Origin of the sequence: Microbacterium sp. BR1, from assembly GCF_002812725.1 — a bacterium.
Classification (GTDB): Bacteria; Actinomycetota; Actinomycetes; order Actinomycetales; family Microbacteriaceae; genus Microbacterium.
On record NZ_NMUN01000001.1, the window covers coordinates 97510 to 114462 of the forward strand.

Genomic DNA, 16953 nt, shown 5'->3' on the forward strand with positions numbered 1-16953 from the left:
GCTCGTCGGTCGGGTGAGCAGATGCGTCGGGGGTGGCGGGCGGGGCCGCATACCCGCCTCTCAGCGGACGGGCCAGCAGATCTGCGTGCGCCACTTCGTCGCATCGGGCTCGACTTCCGGATCCGTGAGGTAGCTCTCCCACATCACGTCGCCGACGTCGAGGTGCGTGTCGGTGAAGTAGCGCTGCAACTCGGCGTACGTGCGCTCCATGGTGTCGAACGGGCCGACGTGCACCGCCTCGACGGTCCTCCCGCCCGGCAGCATGCCCGGCTTCACGTCACCGACCGACGCGATCACCGAGGCGACAGGGAAACCGGCTTCGACATCCACGGTCTCGCCCGGCTGGCCGTAGTACTTGCCGAACGGCGCTCCGCTGGGGTGGATGCCCTGAGCTTCGAGCGCCTTCATGGTGTGCTCGAACGCGCGGGAGAAGAACTGCGTCAGTTCGGACATCGGCACCCGCTCTCGGACGCCCGCAGTGAGTTGTTCAGGACGGTCGACGACAGTGATGGTTGTCATCTTTCGAGACTCGTAGGTCAGGGCGGCGCATGCCAGGGCCGAAGGTCCCGCGCCGTTCGCCCGCGGTCCACGACGAACTCTCGAGGATCAGGCGATCTTCGACTGATCCGTCAGCCGGTGCCACTCGCGGTTGTGGTAGACCAGCGGCTGACTCGCCGAGTCGCCCGGGTCGGCCGCTTCCGACTCAAGCGCGAGCGCGGCCACCACGGTTGAGCCGCCCGCCTCCATCTTGTTCACCACACGTCCCCGGATCCATGCGTGCGCTGCCGGGAAGTACGGCTCTCCGGTGGGCAGTCGCGCCCAGAGCGTTGTGTCGGCGAAGCGGTCGATTCCGCTCGTCGCGCCCAGCTTGGCAATCGCGAGCTGGTCTGCCGCCAACAGGTGGACCACGACGGTGTCGGCCCTGCGCAGGGTGGGCGTAGAGGAGGACAACTCCGAGATCGAGAAGACCAGCAGTGGTGGTGTGACGCTCACGGAGAACACGCTGGTGGCGGTGAGGGCAACCGGACCGTCCCCGACGTCGGCGGTGATCACGGCGACTCCGGCGGGGTGATTACGGAAGGCGGACTTGAAGTCGTCGGCGGCGAGCCAGTCGTCGCCCGATGAGGAAGTTGTCGTCATCGCCACTCCTTGAACAGCTCTTCGGGTCACCCGCGACGGAACGATCGCGAGCTTTCGTGCTGGAGGCTAACACAGGAGATATGACGAAAAACAGCCCGAGCGTTCATATTTATGGGTTACATGTTCGGATAAACCCGCTACTATCGGAAGTGCACGACACGGTGTGGCGCAATGCGTTTAGGGTGTGTGGTGCTCGAGAGACGTTCCAGACGGCGGTGCGACAATGGCGCGCCCGCTGCTGGAAACGAAAAACATCCAATGGAGGAGAGTTCAATGAGAGCCGGCGTATCGATCTTCTTTCAGAATCTGCATGAGGACTTGACCGATCGAGCGGTCATCGAGGGAGACCTGCGCCACGGCGTGCTGGCCGAAGAACTCGGGTTCGACTGGGTCTCGGTGGTCGAGCATCACTTCGACTCGTACTCGATGTCGCCCGACAACATGCAGATCCTGGCCTACCTGGCGGGCAAGACGAGCCGTATCGGGCTGCAGACCGGCGCGGTCATCCTGCCCTGGCACGATCCTCTCCGCGTGGCCGAGCGGGTCATCCTGCTCGACGAGATGAGCGGTGGTCGGCTGCGGTTCGGAGTGGGCCGCGGTCTGGCCAAGATGGAGTACGACGGCTTCCGCACCGACATGGACGAATCGCGCGAGCGCTTCGACGAGAGCCTCGCGATGATCATGCGGGCACTGGATACCGGCATCATGGAGGGCGACGGCAAGTACTACCCACAACCGGCGACCGAACTGCGACCCCGCCCGTCCCGCTCGTTCACGGACCGCATGTTCATGGTCGCCATGTCGCCGGACTCCGCGCGGGCCGCGGCCGAGGTGGGCCTGCCGATCCTGCTTTTCCCCTCGAAACCCCTCGAAGAGGAGGCGAAGACGATCGCCGCGTACCGAGAGAGCTTCGAAGACAAGCACGGTCGCAAGGCGCCGCCGGCGATCTTCAGCGACATCAGCTTCTGCCACGAAGACGCGGAGTTCGCCGCGGAGGTGCTCGAACGGCATCAGACCAAGCAGTATTCGTCCTTCCGCAATCACTACTCCTACGACGGCGATCACTTCGGCAAGACGAAGGGGTATGAGAGCTATGCCGAGTCGGCGAAGTACGTGCGTGAGACGAGCCTCGAAGACTACGTTCGCGGCTACAACGCCATTCAGGCGACGGGAACGCCCGAACAGGTGATCGCGAAGATCAAGGAGCGGGTCGAGGTGCTCGGCAAGGACACGTTCGACATGCAGTTCACACTGACCTGGGGTGGTATCCCGTACGACCTGGTCGACCACAGCATGAAGCTGCTCGCGCGCGAAGTCCTTCCCGCCATCCGCGACTTCTGAGGAGCGACGATGGGTTCCGAGAAGAACGACTCCTTGGAGCAGGCCCGCGTCACGGTCGTGACAGGCGGGGCGTCCGGGATCGGGCGTGCTGCTGCCGAGGCGGCGGCGGCGCGTGGAGACCGCGTCATCACGGTGGACCGAGCGGATGCCGACGTGGTCGCGGATCTGTCGACGCGCGCGGGGTGCCAAGAGATGGCAGAGCGTGTGCGGGAGCTGACGGACCGGATCGACGGGCTCGTGACTTCGGCTGGCGTGGCCGGAGATGTGAACCCGGATGCGCTCATCATCGGTGTCAACTACTTCGGCACGCGGGACGTCGTCGACCTCCTCTACCCGCTGCTGAAGAGCAGCCGGACGCCAGGCGTCGCGGTGGTCTCCTCGATCGCGATGCTTCGTATCGCGGATGACGATGCGCTCGTGGAAGCCCTGCTGGCCGGCGACCGCGATCGTGCCGTCGCGATCGCGGAGGCTTCGTCGGCCCTGATCTACGCCTACGAGGGCACCAAACGGGCGCTCAGTCGCTGGGTGCGCGCGACGGCGGTGACGTCTGAATGGGCCGGCGCGGGCATCATGCTGAACGCCGTCGCGCCGGGGATCGTCATGACGCCCGGGGCCGCGCACACGCTGACCAGCGAGGAGTCGCGATCGAACGCACTGGCGCGGATCCCGCACCCGGCCGGGTTCGGTCTGCCCGGCACGGTCGGCAGCCTCCTGGCCTGGCTGGTCGGACCGGACAACCGCTCGCTAACAGGCCAGACGGTGTTCGTCGACAGCGGCCATGAGGCTCTGACCGGAGTCGCCCTCCCGCGGCATCGCGACCACGACCGCGTCGTCCCCCAGAAGCCGTCGAATACGATCACGAAGGAATAGTCATGCGAACAATAAGGACCATCGTCCGCGGTCTCAACTTCCCGGAGAGCCCCCGCTGGCACGACGGCATGCTGTGGTTCTCGGACATCTACGGCAAGACGCTGTTCACGTGCCGCGACGACGGGCACCTCACCGAGGTGTTGCACGTCGAGGGATTGCCCTCCGGACTCGGTTTCGATCCACAGGGCAGAGCGCTGATCGCGTCGATGCGGGACGGCGTGCTCATTCGAAACACGACCGAGGGCCCCGAGACGGTGGCTGACCTCAGCGCGCTCGCCGCGGGGAGTGCGGCGAACTTCGGCGGTTTCATGCTCAATGACATGGTCGTGGATCCTGATGGTCGCGCCTACATCGGCGTCTACGGGGTAGGCCCGAACCAGGACAGCACGGGGATCGTGCTGGTTGAGCCAGGCGGGGACGCGCAACTCGTGGCCGACGGACTGGCGTACGTAAACGGCATGGTGATCACCCCGGATCGCTCGACCCTCATTGCCGCGGAGCTCGATGGCGAGAAGATCACCGCCTACGACCTCGCGGCCGACGGCACGCTTTCCGGGGCGCGTATCTGGGCAAGTCTGCCCGGCACCACACCCGACGGAATCTGCCTCGACGCTGAGGGGATGATCTGGACCGGTTCCGTCTACACCAACGAGTTCTTGCGCGTCCGAGAAGGCGGAGAGATCGTCGAGCGGCTTCCGGTCGGGAAGTTCGCGATGGCGCCCATGCTCGGCGGTGCCGCTGGCACGACGCTGTACCTGGCGACCGCAGACACGACGAAAGAAGAGATGCTTGCCGGAAAATCCAGCGGCGGCCTGATCGAGGTCACAGAGGTGGATGTTCCCGGTGCCGGGTGGCCGTGAGCCACTCGAGCATTTGAGTTCCGAGACACGGAAGAGACGCCCGCGAACCGGCTTCCAGGCCGCGACGCGGGCGTCTTGTCGTCTCAGACCGGCGCTGACGCGGCGGCCTCCCGGGACGCGCGTTCATTCCGATACCGCTCGGCGGCTGCCGCCTGTGCCGCACCCGTGGCCTTGGCGGTCCGAAAATCGGAGCCGACCAGCTCTGCCCACGAACGTTCGGAGGCTTGGCTCTGGCCCTGGAATTCGGGCATCACCTCCTCGGCGAAGATCTGGTAGCTCCGCCGCGTCGCCACCGGATCGGCGAAGTCGGCGCCCATGAAGAGGTACGTGCCGAAGCCGCCGGACTTCTCGGTCAGCCGCAGCAACTGCTGTCGGGCCATCTCGGGGGTGCCGATGACGCCGTATCCCGAATCGTTGATGAAATCGACGAATTCGCGGGTGGTGTCGAACGCGGGCTGACCAGGGGTGACCTTGTTGAAGTAGCTGAAGATGGCGTGCAGGCCGTATTCCATGTCCTTCGCGGCCTGCTCCACGCTGTCGGCGACGTGCATAGGACCCATCAGTCGCCAGGTCGCCTTCGAAACGTTCTGCCCGAAGGTGGCCGCTTCGGCCTGAACGATCTCCCAGTGCTCGGCGAGCTTCTCGATGCCCTGCGGATTGGTAGCGGCGACGGAGAGGAGGCTGATGCCGTTCCGGCCCGCCAGGCGCGGACCCGCCGGGGATACCACCGCGGTCACGGCCACCTCGACATCGGAATATGCGGGAAGCTGCAGTACGGCGTCTCGCAACTCGAACCAGTCGGTCTTCGCGGTCACGGTCTCTCCGCGCAAGAGCGGCAGGATGACGTTCAGGGCCTCTTCCATGCGTACGCGCAGGAGGGATGAGTCGATGCCGATCATCTCGGCATCCTTCACCAACTGTCCGGGCCCGACACCGAGCATCGTCCTGCCTCGGGTCATGTGATCGAGCTGGCGGATGCGCGCTGCCGTGTGGAACGGGTTGTGATAAGGAAGCGAAGCGACACCCGTGCCGAGTCGGATGCGCGACGTGCGTTCGGCCGCGGCCGCGATGAAGACCTCCGGTGAGGCGTTCAAGCTCAGTCCGCCGGAGTGGTGTTCGCCGATCCACGCTTCGTCGTAGCCGAACTCCTCGAGGTATGTGATCAGCTGCAGGTTGCGCTCGAACGCGAGCGTCGGGTTCGTGCCGACGCGGTGGTACGGGGAGAGGAAGGTCCCGAAGCGGAGGCGTGGACCTGTGTACGAGCTCATGAGTTACTCCTGTCTGTGATGCCGGCCGCCGTGGCCGGCAGACGTGTCATCGGGCCGGCGATACGTCGGCCGAGTTGGTCTCTTCCCTGATGGACGCGCGCATCAACGCACAGCTACCGCGTTCGCAGTGGACCCGAATGCTCCGTGGATTCGCAGCGGGACGCTCGCGAGGAGGAAGTCGTATCGCCCGTCGGCGCGGCAGGCGAGAGCCAGTTCCCGCAACGCCCAGAGCTCGCCGAGGGGGATCCCGAGACGTCGGAGGGCTGCGTCGTGTACGGCGTAGTCGATGGGGACCGCCTCGAAGGCCGGGTTGTCGGCGATCAGCGCGAGCGGGTCGAGCAACTCCCACAGAGCCACTGTGCTCGCATCGGCACCCGCTGAATCGGACGGATGCTTCCCGCCGAGTGCGTCGCGTCGGTTCTGGTAGCCCGTGTACAGCAGGACTGCGTCGCCCGGGTGGATCGAGACGTTCTGGGCATCGATCGCCGCCTCGACGGCAAGGCGGTCGACGCGGGTCTCACCCGGCAGGAACACTCCGTCCGGCGCCAGGACCGCGACGAGATCGAGCAGCACCCCGCGGGTGATGATCGCGGGTCCGAGTGCCTGAATACCCAGATGCGAGGGCGACGGCCGCCGGTACGTCTCCTCGAGACCATGCCCGTCGAGGTAAACCGAGGCGGGACCGTCATCGATCATCCCGAAATGCGCGAATGCATCCCACTGCGAGCCGCCCTGCAGGGCGATCGTGACCTGGTCGTCGTTGATGACCGCGTACCGGCCGTCTCCGAGGTCGCGAATGTCGTTGTGCAGCCGGACGGATCGCTCGAATCTCGGTCGGCCGAATGGAGGGTGTGGATCGTCGAGTTCCAGGTCGAGAGAGATCACTTCACCGGTGAGCGCGGCCTTGAGCCCCCGGAGGACGTTCTCGGGGCCGAAGCGCGCCGGCGCTCCTACCCGTGAGTCAGGACCCATTACGCGAGCGCACCCCCGTCGACCGGGATGCCGACCCCGGTCACGAAGCTCGATTCGTCCGAGGCCAGAAAGAGAACCACGTCCGCGACGTCCTCAGGGGTGCCCACCCGCCGCAGCGGCGTGTTCTGCGCCGTCCGTTCCGCGTGAGCACGAAACGCTTCGTCGCTCACACCCACCCGATTCGGGTCGGCCGTCACCTGCGCCATTCTTGTGACGATCGTGCCGGGGTTCACGGCGTTTGCGCGGACGCCGTCGGGTCCGTACATCTTGGCGACGCTGCGCATCATCAGCTGCACGCCGCCCTTGCTCATCGAGTACAGGACACCGCTCGGCGAGCCGATGAGGCCCGAGGCGGAACTCGTATAGATGATCGAAGCCTTGGGTGCCGCGCGCTTGAGCAGGGGCATGGCGGCTGAGGTGAGGAAGAAGGCGCCCTTGAGGTTCACATCGACGACGGCGTCGAAGGCGGCGAGATCGACATCGAGCCCCGCGGCGCCTGACACGCCGGCATTGCAGAACAGAACATTGAGCTGTCCCAGATTCTCGTCGACGAATCGGATGACACGCTGCACCTCCGCCACGTCGGCGAGATCGGCGCCCACGGCGTGGCCGTGCGTGCCGATCATGCTTGCCGTCTCCGCCGCTCCCTCGGCATCGATATCGGCCACGACGACGTGTGCGCCTTCCGCGGCCAGGCGGAGAGCCGTGGCACGACCGATTCCGCCACCGCCGCCCGTCACGAGTGCAACGCGATCAGTGAGTCGTCCATTCGCGATCATGGGTTGAGAGTATCCACGCGATGGAGCAGAGTCAACGCAAAACTGGTCAAAAACCTATACAACTGTTATAAATTAGTGCGTAATCGAACGCGAAGGCGCGGCGCTACCCGGGTGTTGTTCACGGATCGACCTGTCGTGTTTTCGTACCGCAAATCACCTCCCGAGAGGGGCCGCTGTGCTCGACATCTACGCTCTCTACAATCGCCCGGACGATCCCGAGCACTTCACAGACCACTACGAAAGCGTTCACGCGGTGCTCTGTCGCAAGATTCCCGGACTTCGGGAGTTCGTCTGGGGCCTGACGGAGAATGAGGACGACACCTTCATGGTCGTACGCATGACCTTCGACGACGAGGGAAGTGCGACCAGCGGCATGGCCTCGCCGGAGGGTCAGGCTGCTATCGCGGACTCGCCCAACCTCCGGGCGAAGGGAGTGAGGAGCTACCGCGTCACTCGACGCTGAGCATGAATCTTCGCGAATGCAGGCTGGGCGACGACGCCCAGCCTGCTTTGTTTACTGAACAGAAGGCGCCAATCGTTTCGATAATGGGTCATACATTGACAAAATCCTGAACGTACGCTTCGATTAGCCGAACAGCGCGGTTACTCACCTCAGGTGACCGCATGAGGCGAGGAGCACGACGTGACCGATCTCAAGGTCCAGGCGGAGAGCGGCGAACTATCGCTCGCCGACTCCACGAGGCGGCGCGATGGATTCGGACTTCTGCTCAAGTACGTGATGGTGCTGGTGCTGTTGGTCGTCGTGGTCATCGCGGTGGCCGTCTACCCGAACTTCTTCAGCATCGAGAATCTGATGCTGATGCTCCGTCAGAACACGGGCCTGGGGTTGATCGCGATCGGGGCCACCTTCGTGATCGTGACCGGGAACTTCGACCTGTCGGTCGTGAGCGTCTACGTGCTGAGCGCTGCGATCTACGCGTCGCTGGCGAGCACGATGGGCTGGCCGATCGCGCTCGTTGCGGCGATCCTGGCGGCGCTCACGGTGGGACTCCTCAACGGGGTTCTGGTAGCGAACGTCAAGGTGAGTTCGTTCATCGCGACCCTCGCCACAGCCGGATTGGTCGGCGGTATCGTGCTGCTCGCTCTCGGCTCGCTGAACCTGCGGGTGGTTTCCGAGGCACGGTTCTGGGCGGAGCCCTCCATTCTCGGACCTTCGATCATGGTGCTCGTCCTGATCCTCGCATTCGTTCTGGGGCAGATCGTGCTCGGATCGACGGTGTACGGTCGGTCGCTCCTGAGCGTCGGCGGAAATCTTGAGGCCTCTCGGCTCGCCGGGATCCGCGTGAACGGCCTGCGGATCACTGCCTTCCTCGTATCGGCCGGTCTGGCCGGCCTGGCGGGTGTCTTCCTCGCCGCCAATGTCGGCTCCGTGACCCCGACGATGATCCAGACCGAGGCGCGCCTGACGCTCGACGCGATCGCCATCGTCGTCATCGGCGGCACCTCGCTCTTCGGGGGTGAGGGTGCGATCTGGCGCACGGCCGTCGGCCTGGCAGTCTTCGCCACACTCTCCAACATCTTCAACTCGCTGGCGGTGCCCTCGGCCTTCTCCGACATCATCAAGGCGCTCGTCCTGATCTTCGCCGTTGCCGCCGACTCCTACGCGCGGTCCCGTCGATTCTCCTGACCTCGGAACCCCCTCCCAGCGTCCTCCTCCCGCACGACACCCTGCACCACAAGAAGATCAACGAAGATTGGAGTCACCGTGGTTTTTTCCGTATCGGTCTCGCCCCGCACACGACGTGTAGCGAAGGGCACAGCGGTCGCCATGCTCATGGTTTCCGCGCTCGCGTTCTCAGCGTGCGCACCCTCCTCGGGAGGACAACAGGGGGACGGCAACTCCGGTTCCCCGGCCGGTGAGCCCACATGGGACGTATTCGCCGCGCCGTCGGTCGGCGGCATGGTGCCGGTCACCAAAGACGGTGACACCGTGTCCATCGAGGTCGTCGGCGGTCAGGTCGTCGAGATCGACACCGCAACGAAACCCAAGGTGGCCTTTGCCAGCATGGGCCAGGGCAACTCGTTCACCGCCACTTCGGTCAAGGCTGCGCAAGATGCAGCGGATTTCTACGGCTACGACCTCACCGTCTTCGACGCGGGTTTCGACGCCAGCAAGCAACGCGATCAGATCGAGACCATCATCAACAGCGGGGATTACCCGCTGCTGATGGTGCAGATGATGAACGTCAGCTCGTGCCTCGGCAAGGAGGCTGCCGCCGCCGGCATCGTGACGACCCTCGTCAACGTCTCCGACTGCAACGGCTCGAACCTCCCGAACGACCAGATGCTGGCCGACGGATACATGAACGGGGTGTTCGGCTCGGCAACGGCTGCGGCATACCGGACCTTCGCGGAGCGCGTGATCGCCGATACGAAGTCTCCGTCGAAGGCGATCGTCATCGCCGGTCCCATCGGGCAGCCGGCCTCAGACATGATGGTGGGCGAGCTTCAGAAGCAATCCGCGGGGTCCGACCTGGAGATCGTCGCGGTTGCCCGAGACGAGCAGGGCTCCTATCAGTACGGCCTCACCGCGGCGGAGGCGTTGCTCACCGCAAACCCCGACGTCAACGTCGTGATCGCCGACTTCTCCGAGACCACCGAGGGTGCGCTCGAGGCCGCGAAGAGCCTGGGTCGAGACGACCTCGTGATCTATGACTACGGTGCCAACCAGGCGATTCTCGACGCTGTCGACGCCGGCACCGTCCGGGCAACTCAGCCCTACTTCCCCTACACATCGGCGTACGTCGCGATGTCCTCGCTGATCCTCGCTTCGCAGGGGGAGAGCGTTCCTCGCATCATCCTCAACGACGGCCGCCCCGCGGTCGGCGACACCACCGATCCGGTGTGGGTGACGAAGGACAACATCGCCGATTTCAGGAAAGCCGAGTACTGATCGGATGCGCCGAGGGAGACAGGTTCTCCCTCGGCGCACCTCCTAGTCGGAAAGGGTGAGGATGCTGCAAACAGAAGTGACGGAGGCCGTGCGGTTCGCGGGAGTCTCCAAGGTGTACGGCGGAACGCACGCGCTCACCGATATCGATCTCGGAATTCCGGCAGGCCTCATTCACGCCTTCGTGGGTGAGAACGGGGCGGGCACATCGACGATGGCGGGCATTCTGTCCGGGAAGGTGACGCCGACGGCGGGATCGGTGACGCTCTTCGGCAAGCCCTCGCCCGTCGGGAATCCGAAGGCGCTCAAGTCCGAGGGTGTTGCGATGATCTATCAAGAGCTCACTCTCGTACCGACGCTGAGCACACAGGCCAACCTCTTCCTCGGTCAGTGGCGGAACAGGGCGGGCTTCCTCTCCGAGAAGGAGATGCGGCAGACGCTTCGCGAGCTGGGCCAGCGACTCGGGGTGCGAATCACACCGGATGTCGCCGTGTCCACGCTCCCCATCGCCGATCAGCAGATCCTCGAGATCCTCCGTGCGCAGCTGGGGGATCCCCGGCTCGTGATCTACGACGAGCCCACGGCCTCCCTCACTTTCCGGGAGCGGCGGGCGCTCGCGGGCGTCATGTTTCGACTGCGCGAACAGGGCGTCACGCAGATTCTGGTGAGCCACGACCTTCCCGAGGTGCTGGCCATCGCCGATCGAATCACCGTGTTCCGCGACGGCCGACTCGTCGACGACCGCGGCACGGCAGACTGGACCGCTCGTGAGCTGGGGACCGCAATCCGCGGCTCGAGTCACACCGAGTCGGTATCGGCGACTCCGGTCGCACGTCCCGTACTCGAACCAGGGCGCGAGGCAGTTCTGCGCCTGCGCGAGTTGCGCATTCCGCACCTCGTCGACGGCATCGACCTCGATCTGAAACCCGGCGAGATCGTCGGGATCACGGGCATCGTCGGCGCTGGACATCATGACGTGCTGCGAGCGCTCGCCGGGGATGTCAAACGGGCCACGGGACGACTGACAATCGACGGACGCTCGATTCCGCTGCCGCGGACGCCGCGGCGGGCGAAGACCCGAGGAATCGGATACATCTCGGATGATCGCCGCCGTACCGGTGTCGTGCCCGAGCTCACCTCCGCATCCAACGTGGTGCTCACCGACCTCTGGGCCTGTTCCACGGCAGGCCTATTGCCCCGCGGACGCGAGGAGCGATACGGCAGGAAGGCGGCCCAGGGTCTCCGCGTCCCGGATCACCGCTGGGGGGTCGCGGCCGGCAAGCTCTCCGGGGGTACCCAGCAGAAGCTCCTCGTCGCGCGCTGGATGCACCACCCGGTCCGTGTGCTTCTCGCGAACGAGCCGACGAAGGGGATCGACATCGGCGCGAAGGACGAGATCATGCAGATCCTCAAGCGGCTCGCCGCAGAAGGGGTCGCCGTCCTCATCGCCTCGGGCGAGCTGGAGGAACTCGTCGAGGCCAGCGACCGGGTGTTGGTCTTCCACGACGGCCGGATCGCCGAAGAGATGCACACCCATACGGGAACCGTGACCTCGGAGGCGATCGTTGCGAGCATCCAGCGCGCGGTGGCGTCATGAGCCCGGACGGGGAGCATCAGGGGTCCCTCGATCCAGTCGTCGCGCGCTATGTCCTCGCCCACCGTGGGAGGGAATTCTCGGACGACGATCGGGATCGCCCCGCCGCGTACCTGATGCGGCTGCGGGACGGATTCCCGGTGCGTTCCCTCGGCACGGCTGACACCGTGACCATCGAGTCCATCGCACCCCCCGGCGGCCCTGCCGAGAGGCCGGCGCGGTTGTATCGGGCGCGATACGCGGGGGAGAACGGGATCTCGGTGTTCCTGCACGGCGGTGGTTGGGTGGCAGGCCGGCCGGAGCACTATGACGAACTCTGCGTCCGACTGGTAGAACTCACCGGCACGGCCGTCCTCAGCGTGGACTATGCCCTTGCCCCCGAGTCGCCGTATCCCGCGGCCCTTCGCGAGACATCCGCCATGATCGATTGGGCGGTGCGCAGCCGGGAGAGTCTGGGCATCTCCGGAGATGTCGGCCTCATCGGGGTGAGCGCGGGTGGCAACCTCGCCGCAGCAGCGGCGCTTCTGGGCCGCGACGGCCTCGGTTCACTACCCGCGTATCAGGTCCTGATCTACCCCGTGCTCGATCGTTCTCGCCGATCCCGCTCCTACCGGCGCCATGGCACGGGCTTTCTCACGACGGCCGCGCAGTTGGAGTGGTTCTGGGAGCAGTATGCCGGGGCCGTGCCGGCAGATGCGCCCTCGCCCGCCGGACTCTCCCCGAATGATGCCGAGGAGCTGTCGGGCCTTCCACCGACTCTCACGATCGTGGCCGAGCTCGACCCCCTGCACGACGAAGGTGTGGAATTCGCGGAGCGCCTCGCGCGATCGGGTGTGCGCTCCGAGATCGTCGACTGCCCGGGAATGATCCATGGCTTCGTGAGTCTGTTCGGCGAACATCCGCAGACCGAGCGCGCTCTCGACGCGATCGGCCGCTTCGTGCGAGACATCACCCTCCCAGAACGAGACATCGTTCGCTCGGGAACCCACCATGGAGAGGAGACCACGTGACCGGCACCTTCTTGAGCACCGGGCAGCCCGCCCTGGCCGATCTGCTGAGCCTGCATGGCCGCACCGCGATCGTCACCGGGGCCGGTCAAGGTATCGGTGAAGCAGTGGCGTCTCGTCTCGCCGAGGCGGGTGCCGCGGTCGTCGTCGCTGACCTCGATCTCAGCCGTGCTGAGCGGGTCGCGGAGTCCATCACCCGTCGGGGACACACGGCGGCTGCGGCGCAGGTGGACGTGGCCGACTCCGGGTCGGTGCGGCGACTGGCCGGAGCCGCCGGATCGTTTCGGGATCCGCTCGAGATCTGGGTCAATTGCGCTGCAGTGGTCAGCACCGTCGGTGTGCTCGAGATGAGCGATGACGATTGGGACACGGTGATGAAGGTCGACCTCGACGGCAGCTTCTACTGCGCGCGCGAAGCCGCGCGCGTCATGTCCGACCGGTCTCGCGGGGTCATCATCCTCATCACCTCGCTCAGCGCCTTCCGTGGCAGGGTCGGGCGCAGTCACTACGTCGCAGCCAAGCACGGGGTGAACGGCCTCGTCCGTGCGCTCAGCACCGAACTCGGCAGCGCGGGCGTGCGCGTGGTGGGAATAGCCCCGTCGGTGACCGCCACCGCACTGGCCGATGGGAGCGGCGAGGACTCCTCGACCGACCGCGGGCTGTGGACCCAGATGATGGATCGCGCGATCGCCGGTATTCCCATGGGCCGGGCCGGATCGCCGGACGAGGTCGCGCGAGCGGCCCTGTTCGCCGCGAGTGACCTCGCGTCATTCGTCACAGGCAGCACGATCTCTGTCGACGGAGGGGCCTCGGGAGCATGAGGGACGCGAGCACTTTCTACGCGGCGGCCGGAGAGGTCCTCGCCCAGGCGCGCCGACGCCCCACGGCGCTCGCGGCGAGGGTCGAGCGAATAGAGTCCCGCGAAGCGATCCGGCTCGTCCTCGACTCTTACGCCTACTTCTACGACGCCGGAGACATCGACGCCGTGGCACGACTCTTCGCGCCGAATGGCGTGCTGAACAACCTCCTCGGTGAGTCGAACGGACGCGCCGCGATCGCGGCATCCATCGGATCGCTGGTCGCAGCGCTCGGAGAGCGGCGGCACCTGGTCTTGAGCACGCAGATCGCCTTCGAAACGAACGACCGCGCGACCGCCATCTCGTACCTCTACAGCGTGGCACAGACGACCGACGGGGTGATGTACGGCACGACGGGCACCTACCTCGATCGTTTGGAGCGGATCGACGGGGAGTGGCTCATCGGCCGGCGGGACGTCTCGGCGGCGCTTGGCCACCGCCACGAGGCGCTTCCGGAGGATTACGATCGCTTTGCGTCCGTGCGCGGCAACCGGGGCAGGAAGCCATGACGATACTCCTGGATCGCATCTACCACCCCAGCCACCGGGTTACCGACCTCGGAGAAGTGGAGCGGTTCTTCCGTACGGTCTTCGGCCGCCACAGCCTCCCCCGGCACAGCCTGATCATGGCGGGACTCGTCCAGCAGCCCCCGGAATTCCCCGCGGACTACTGTACTTTCACGCCGATCGCGGATCTGTTCTTCGATTCGCTCGACCCGGCGCGCTACGTCTGGGGCGGCGTGCAGCGATACCCGTCGATCGAGAGTCCGCACCTCGACGGCTATGGGTGGGGGGTCGGGGAGGGAATTCAGGAGATCTGGGACAGGTGCCGGGCCGGTGGGATCCGGTTGACCGACCAATGGAATCAGGTCGTCGATTCGCCGGTGATCCCCTCCGCATCCTTCAAGTCCGCGCCCCTGTTCTGGACGCTTCAGGAGGACACGGGACTGCGGTACGAGTTCTACCCCGCATCGAGTATCGGACCCTACGACCACCGGTCCGCGCCGGGTTGGTCCTTGCCGCCGGTGAGCCGGCACGACCCGCTGGCCATCGTGAGGACCTCGCACCACACCGTCGCCACGAGGGATCCGGTGCGCGCGCTCCGTCTTCTCGTCGGCATCCTTGGTGGTGAGATCGTGGACGTGCGGCACAATCCGGTCTGGGGCTCGGAGAGCACATTCGTCCGGATCGGTGATGACACTCACGAGTTGGCCGTGCCACTGGACGAAACGTCGCACCTCGCCGCAGACCTCGCCCGAAGGGATCCGCTCGACTCGTACTACTCGATCGGATTCCTCGTCGATGACCTCGATCGCGTCGCCCGAACACTCGAGCGCTGCGGTATCCCGTGGCTCCATCGATCAGAGACGGCGATCGTTTCCGATCCGGCGCAATCGATCGGTGTTCCGTGGGGGTTTTACACGGATGCGCCAATTGTGCACGGGGACGTGTCAAACTCGTAGTCAGTCGGTCAGAAAATTGATGATTAGGTTGAGGTATGGCGTCTGCAATTGATCGTGTGTTTACGGTTCTGAATTTCCTAGCGACCCATGTGGGGCAGTCGTACACCCTGTCCGAACTGAGTAGGCAACTGGGACTGAACAAGGCGACCGGGCACATCATCATGAAGCGTCTGCAATACGGCGGCTACGTCACGAGCACCGACGGAAAGTTCTCCCTCGGCCCCGCCTTCATCCCACTGGGCAGGGCGGCCGAGCGCGAGTTCCCCGCCGCACAACTCCTTCAGCAGGAGATCGAGAACCTCGCGACGTCTCTGGGGGCCGAGTGCATCGCTTCGGTTGCCTCCGACGACCAGGCGCTCATCGTGTTCCACGCCGGTGTGCCACAGCCGTTCGGCCTGGCGGTCGAGGCCGGTCAGCGTCTCCCCATGATTCCGCCGATGGGGAGCGCCTTCATGGCCTGGGCGGGTGAGGAGCAGATGGAGGAGTGGCTGGCGCGGCTGCCCGATGACGAGAACAACCGGAAGGCGAAGTTCCGCAAGGTGCTTCGGATGGCGCAGGCGCGCGGGTACATCGTGACCTACATGGTGAGCGCGATCTCGGACATGGGCGAGCTCTACAGCTCGGATCGGGTTGGCGCAGCCGGGAACATCGAGGAGGTGAGCATGGCCACCATCCTCGCCAACCTGACCCAGCAGGAGTACCTCGTCGATGAGCAGCCTGACGCATCGAAGCGGCTGGCCAACATCTCGACGCCCATCTTCGATGCCCAATCGCGCCTGCTGTGCATCCTGACGTTGATTCCCGGTTCGGACTACACGGCGGAGGATCTCCCGATGCTCTCGAACGCCGTGATGCGCTCGGCCGATCAGGTCATGCGTGAGATCAACGGTCGCCGCCCGGGGACGATCTACGCGGAATCTCCGGTCTTCTGAACGCTAGGGGCAGCCGACGCCGGCGACATCCACGGTCAGCTGGTGCAGATAGCCCTTGCCCTTTCCCGCGGCCTGCTCTTCACGGGTGGCCACGCATGTCATCAGGAAGAGGGTCTTCCCGTCGTCGCCTCCGAGCGCGGGCGCGACGGTCCAGGTGTCGGGCATGACGATGTCGGCCAAGACATCGCCCCCCTCGGCGACCCGGTAGAAGTGGCCCGTATACGCTGATCCGACCCACACGGCCCCCTCGGCGTCCAGGCAGATGCCGTCCGGGGTCGCACCCGGGATCTGCGCCCAGAGCCGGCGGTTCGACAGTCGACCGTCGTCATCTACGTCGTACGCGGTGAGGACATCGGAGTGCAGCTCGGCCACGATGAGTGTGCGGAGGTCCGGTGTGACCACCATCCCGTTCGGGAAGGCCAGATTCTCGGCCACGATCTCGATCTCGCCGTCGGGGCGCACGAGTGCGATGCCGCCGTTGTCCTGCTCGCCGCCGAGTCCATAGATGTTGACGTAGGAGTTGCCGCGTGAGTCGACCACGAGATCGTTGATGTAGAGGATTCCGAACAACGGCGTCGCGAGCGGGCTGAGATCGGTGAGCACCTCGAGACCGCCGTGGCCATCCTGCTGAAGGAGTAGGCCGTCGAGCATGGACGACACGATCATCCGCCCGTCGGTGCGGAAGCCGATGCCGGCCGGCCACCCTTCGACGTCCGCGATCTTCTCCATCGCGCTGGTGCGCGGCTCCCAGGTGTAGACGGCCTTTGCGTGCACGTCGGTGAACCAGAGCTTCCCGCCCTTCCAGCGAGGGCCCTCCGGAAAGATGAGCCGCGGCGTCTCGACCAGTCGAGGTTGCAGAGGTGACATGGTTCGTCTCCGTTCATCCGAAGGCGCGTCCGCACGCCTTCACCCTCAGCCGAGCGTATCGGCGATAGTCGATCGAAGCAACCAATAAAGCGA

General features: G+C 65.5%; 18 protein-coding genes. 12 read left to right on the forward strand and 6 right to left on the reverse strand.

Going from position 1 to position 16953, the window contains the following annotated elements; genetic code table 11:
- Nucleotides 1-60 precede the first annotated feature (60 nt).
- Together CGU35_RS00455 and CGU35_RS00460 are read right to left on the reverse strand one after the other, a co-directional pair.
- On the reverse strand, nt 61-519 hold the full coding sequence (locus tag CGU35_RS00455; protein WP_100809703.1) for a GyrI-like domain-containing protein: 459 nt from the start codon (nt 517-519) through the stop codon (nt 61-63).
- A gap of 87 nt (nt 520-606) precedes the next feature.
- On the reverse strand, nt 607-1140 hold the full coding sequence (locus tag CGU35_RS00460) for a flavin reductase family protein (RefSeq protein WP_100809704.1): 534 nt from the start codon (nt 1138-1140) through the stop codon (nt 607-609).
- Nucleotides 1141-1413: 273 nt separating this feature from the next.
- On the opposite strand from CGU35_RS00460, the gene CGU35_RS00465 reads away from it, so the two are divergent.
- Genes CGU35_RS00465 through CGU35_RS00475 form a run of 3 tightly spaced genes read left to right on the forward strand, consistent with a single transcriptional unit; the run spans nt 1414 to nt 4211 of the window.
- Nucleotides 1414-2481 carry an LLM class flavin-dependent oxidoreductase gene (locus CGU35_RS00465; protein ID WP_157813853.1) on the forward strand — a complete coding sequence of 356 codons (1068 nt, stop codon included), beginning with the start codon at nt 1414-1416 and terminating at the stop codon, nt 2479-2481.
- Between the two features lie 9 nt (nt 2482-2490).
- Nucleotides 2491-3351: an SDR family oxidoreductase gene (locus CGU35_RS00470; protein ID WP_100809706.1), complete on the forward strand. Its 861-nt coding sequence runs from the start codon at nt 2491-2493 to the stop codon at nt 3349-3351.
- Nucleotides 3352-3353: 2 nt separating this feature from the next.
- Nucleotides 3354-4211 (forward strand): SMP-30/gluconolactonase/LRE family protein, encoded by an 858-nt coding sequence (locus CGU35_RS00475; RefSeq protein ID WP_100809707.1) that lies wholly within the window; start codon nt 3354-3356, stop codon nt 4209-4211.
- An 83-nt stretch (nt 4212-4294) separates the two neighbouring features.
- On the opposite strand, the gene CGU35_RS00480 is transcribed toward CGU35_RS00475, so the two are convergent.
- The 3 genes from CGU35_RS00480 to CGU35_RS00490 all read right to left on the reverse strand — a co-directional run bounded on the left by CGU35_RS00480 (nt 4295) and on the right by CGU35_RS00490 (nt 7230).
- The gene (locus CGU35_RS00480) at nt 4295-5479 is read right to left on the reverse strand and encodes an LLM class flavin-dependent oxidoreductase (RefSeq protein ID WP_100809708.1); all 1185 of its coding nucleotides are present in this window, start codon (nt 5477-5479) and stop codon (nt 4295-4297) included.
- A gap of 102 nt (nt 5480-5581) precedes the next feature.
- Nucleotides 5582-6451, reverse strand: a complete 870-nt coding sequence (locus CGU35_RS00485; RefSeq protein WP_100809709.1) for a cyclase family protein — start codon at nt 6449-6451, stop codon at nt 5582-5584.
- Complete coding sequence (locus CGU35_RS00490; protein ID WP_100809710.1) at nt 6451-7230, reverse strand: SDR family NAD(P)-dependent oxidoreductase; 780 nt, start codon at nt 7228-7230, stop codon at nt 6451-6453. The genes CGU35_RS00485 and CGU35_RS00490 overlap by 1 nt, the downstream gene beginning before the upstream one ends.
- A gap of 175 nt (nt 7231-7405) precedes the next feature.
- On the opposite strand from CGU35_RS00490, the gene CGU35_RS00495 reads away from it, so the two are divergent.
- The 9 genes from CGU35_RS00495 to CGU35_RS00535 all read left to right on the forward strand — a co-directional run bounded on the left by CGU35_RS00495 (nt 7406) and on the right by CGU35_RS00535 (nt 15993).
- On the forward strand, nt 7406-7693 hold the full coding sequence (locus tag CGU35_RS00495; RefSeq protein ID WP_157813854.1) for an EthD family reductase: 288 nt from the start codon (nt 7406-7408) through the stop codon (nt 7691-7693).
- Nucleotides 7694-7873: 180 nt separating this feature from the next.
- Nucleotides 7874-8878 (forward strand): ABC transporter permease, encoded by a 1005-nt coding sequence (locus CGU35_RS00500; RefSeq protein WP_100809712.1) that lies wholly within the window; start codon nt 7874-7876, stop codon nt 8876-8878.
- A gap of 78 nt (nt 8879-8956) precedes the next feature.
- Nucleotides 8957-10144, forward strand: a complete 1188-nt coding sequence (locus CGU35_RS00505; protein WP_157813855.1) for a sugar ABC transporter substrate-binding protein — start codon at nt 8957-8959, stop codon at nt 10142-10144.
- Nucleotides 10145-10205: 61 nt separating this feature from the next.
- Nucleotides 10206-11738, forward strand: a complete 1533-nt coding sequence (locus CGU35_RS00510; RefSeq protein WP_100809714.1) for a sugar ABC transporter ATP-binding protein — start codon at nt 10206-10208, stop codon at nt 11736-11738.
- The gene (locus CGU35_RS00515; RefSeq protein WP_100809715.1) at nt 11735-12745 is read left to right on the forward strand and encodes an alpha/beta hydrolase; all 1011 of its coding nucleotides are present in this window, start codon (nt 11735-11737) and stop codon (nt 12743-12745) included. The genes CGU35_RS00510 and CGU35_RS00515 overlap by 4 nt, the downstream gene beginning before the upstream one ends.
- Nucleotides 12742-13563, forward strand: a complete 822-nt coding sequence (locus CGU35_RS00520) for an SDR family NAD(P)-dependent oxidoreductase (protein ID WP_157813856.1) — start codon at nt 12742-12744, stop codon at nt 13561-13563. The genes CGU35_RS00515 and CGU35_RS00520 overlap by 4 nt, the downstream gene beginning before the upstream one ends.
- Complete coding sequence (locus CGU35_RS00525) at nt 13560-14108, forward strand: nuclear transport factor 2 family protein (protein WP_100809717.1); 549 nt, start codon at nt 13560-13562, stop codon at nt 14106-14108. The genes CGU35_RS00520 and CGU35_RS00525 overlap by 4 nt, the downstream gene beginning before the upstream one ends.
- Nucleotides 14105-15061, forward strand: a complete 957-nt coding sequence (locus tag CGU35_RS00530) for a VOC family protein (protein ID WP_100809718.1) — start codon at nt 14105-14107, stop codon at nt 15059-15061. Before CGU35_RS00525 ends, CGU35_RS00530 begins: the two co-directional genes overlap by 4 nt.
- A gap of 35 nt (nt 15062-15096) precedes the next feature.
- Nucleotides 15097-15993, forward strand: a complete 897-nt coding sequence (locus CGU35_RS00535; protein ID WP_100809719.1) for an IclR family transcriptional regulator — start codon at nt 15097-15099, stop codon at nt 15991-15993.
- A 3-nt stretch (nt 15994-15996) separates the two neighbouring features.
- Here CGU35_RS00535 and CGU35_RS00540 read toward each other — a convergent pair whose 3' ends face one another.
- Complete coding sequence (locus CGU35_RS00540; RefSeq protein WP_100809720.1) at nt 15997-16860, reverse strand: SMP-30/gluconolactonase/LRE family protein; 864 nt, start codon at nt 16858-16860, stop codon at nt 15997-15999.
- Nucleotides 16861-16953: the final 93 nt, after the last annotated feature.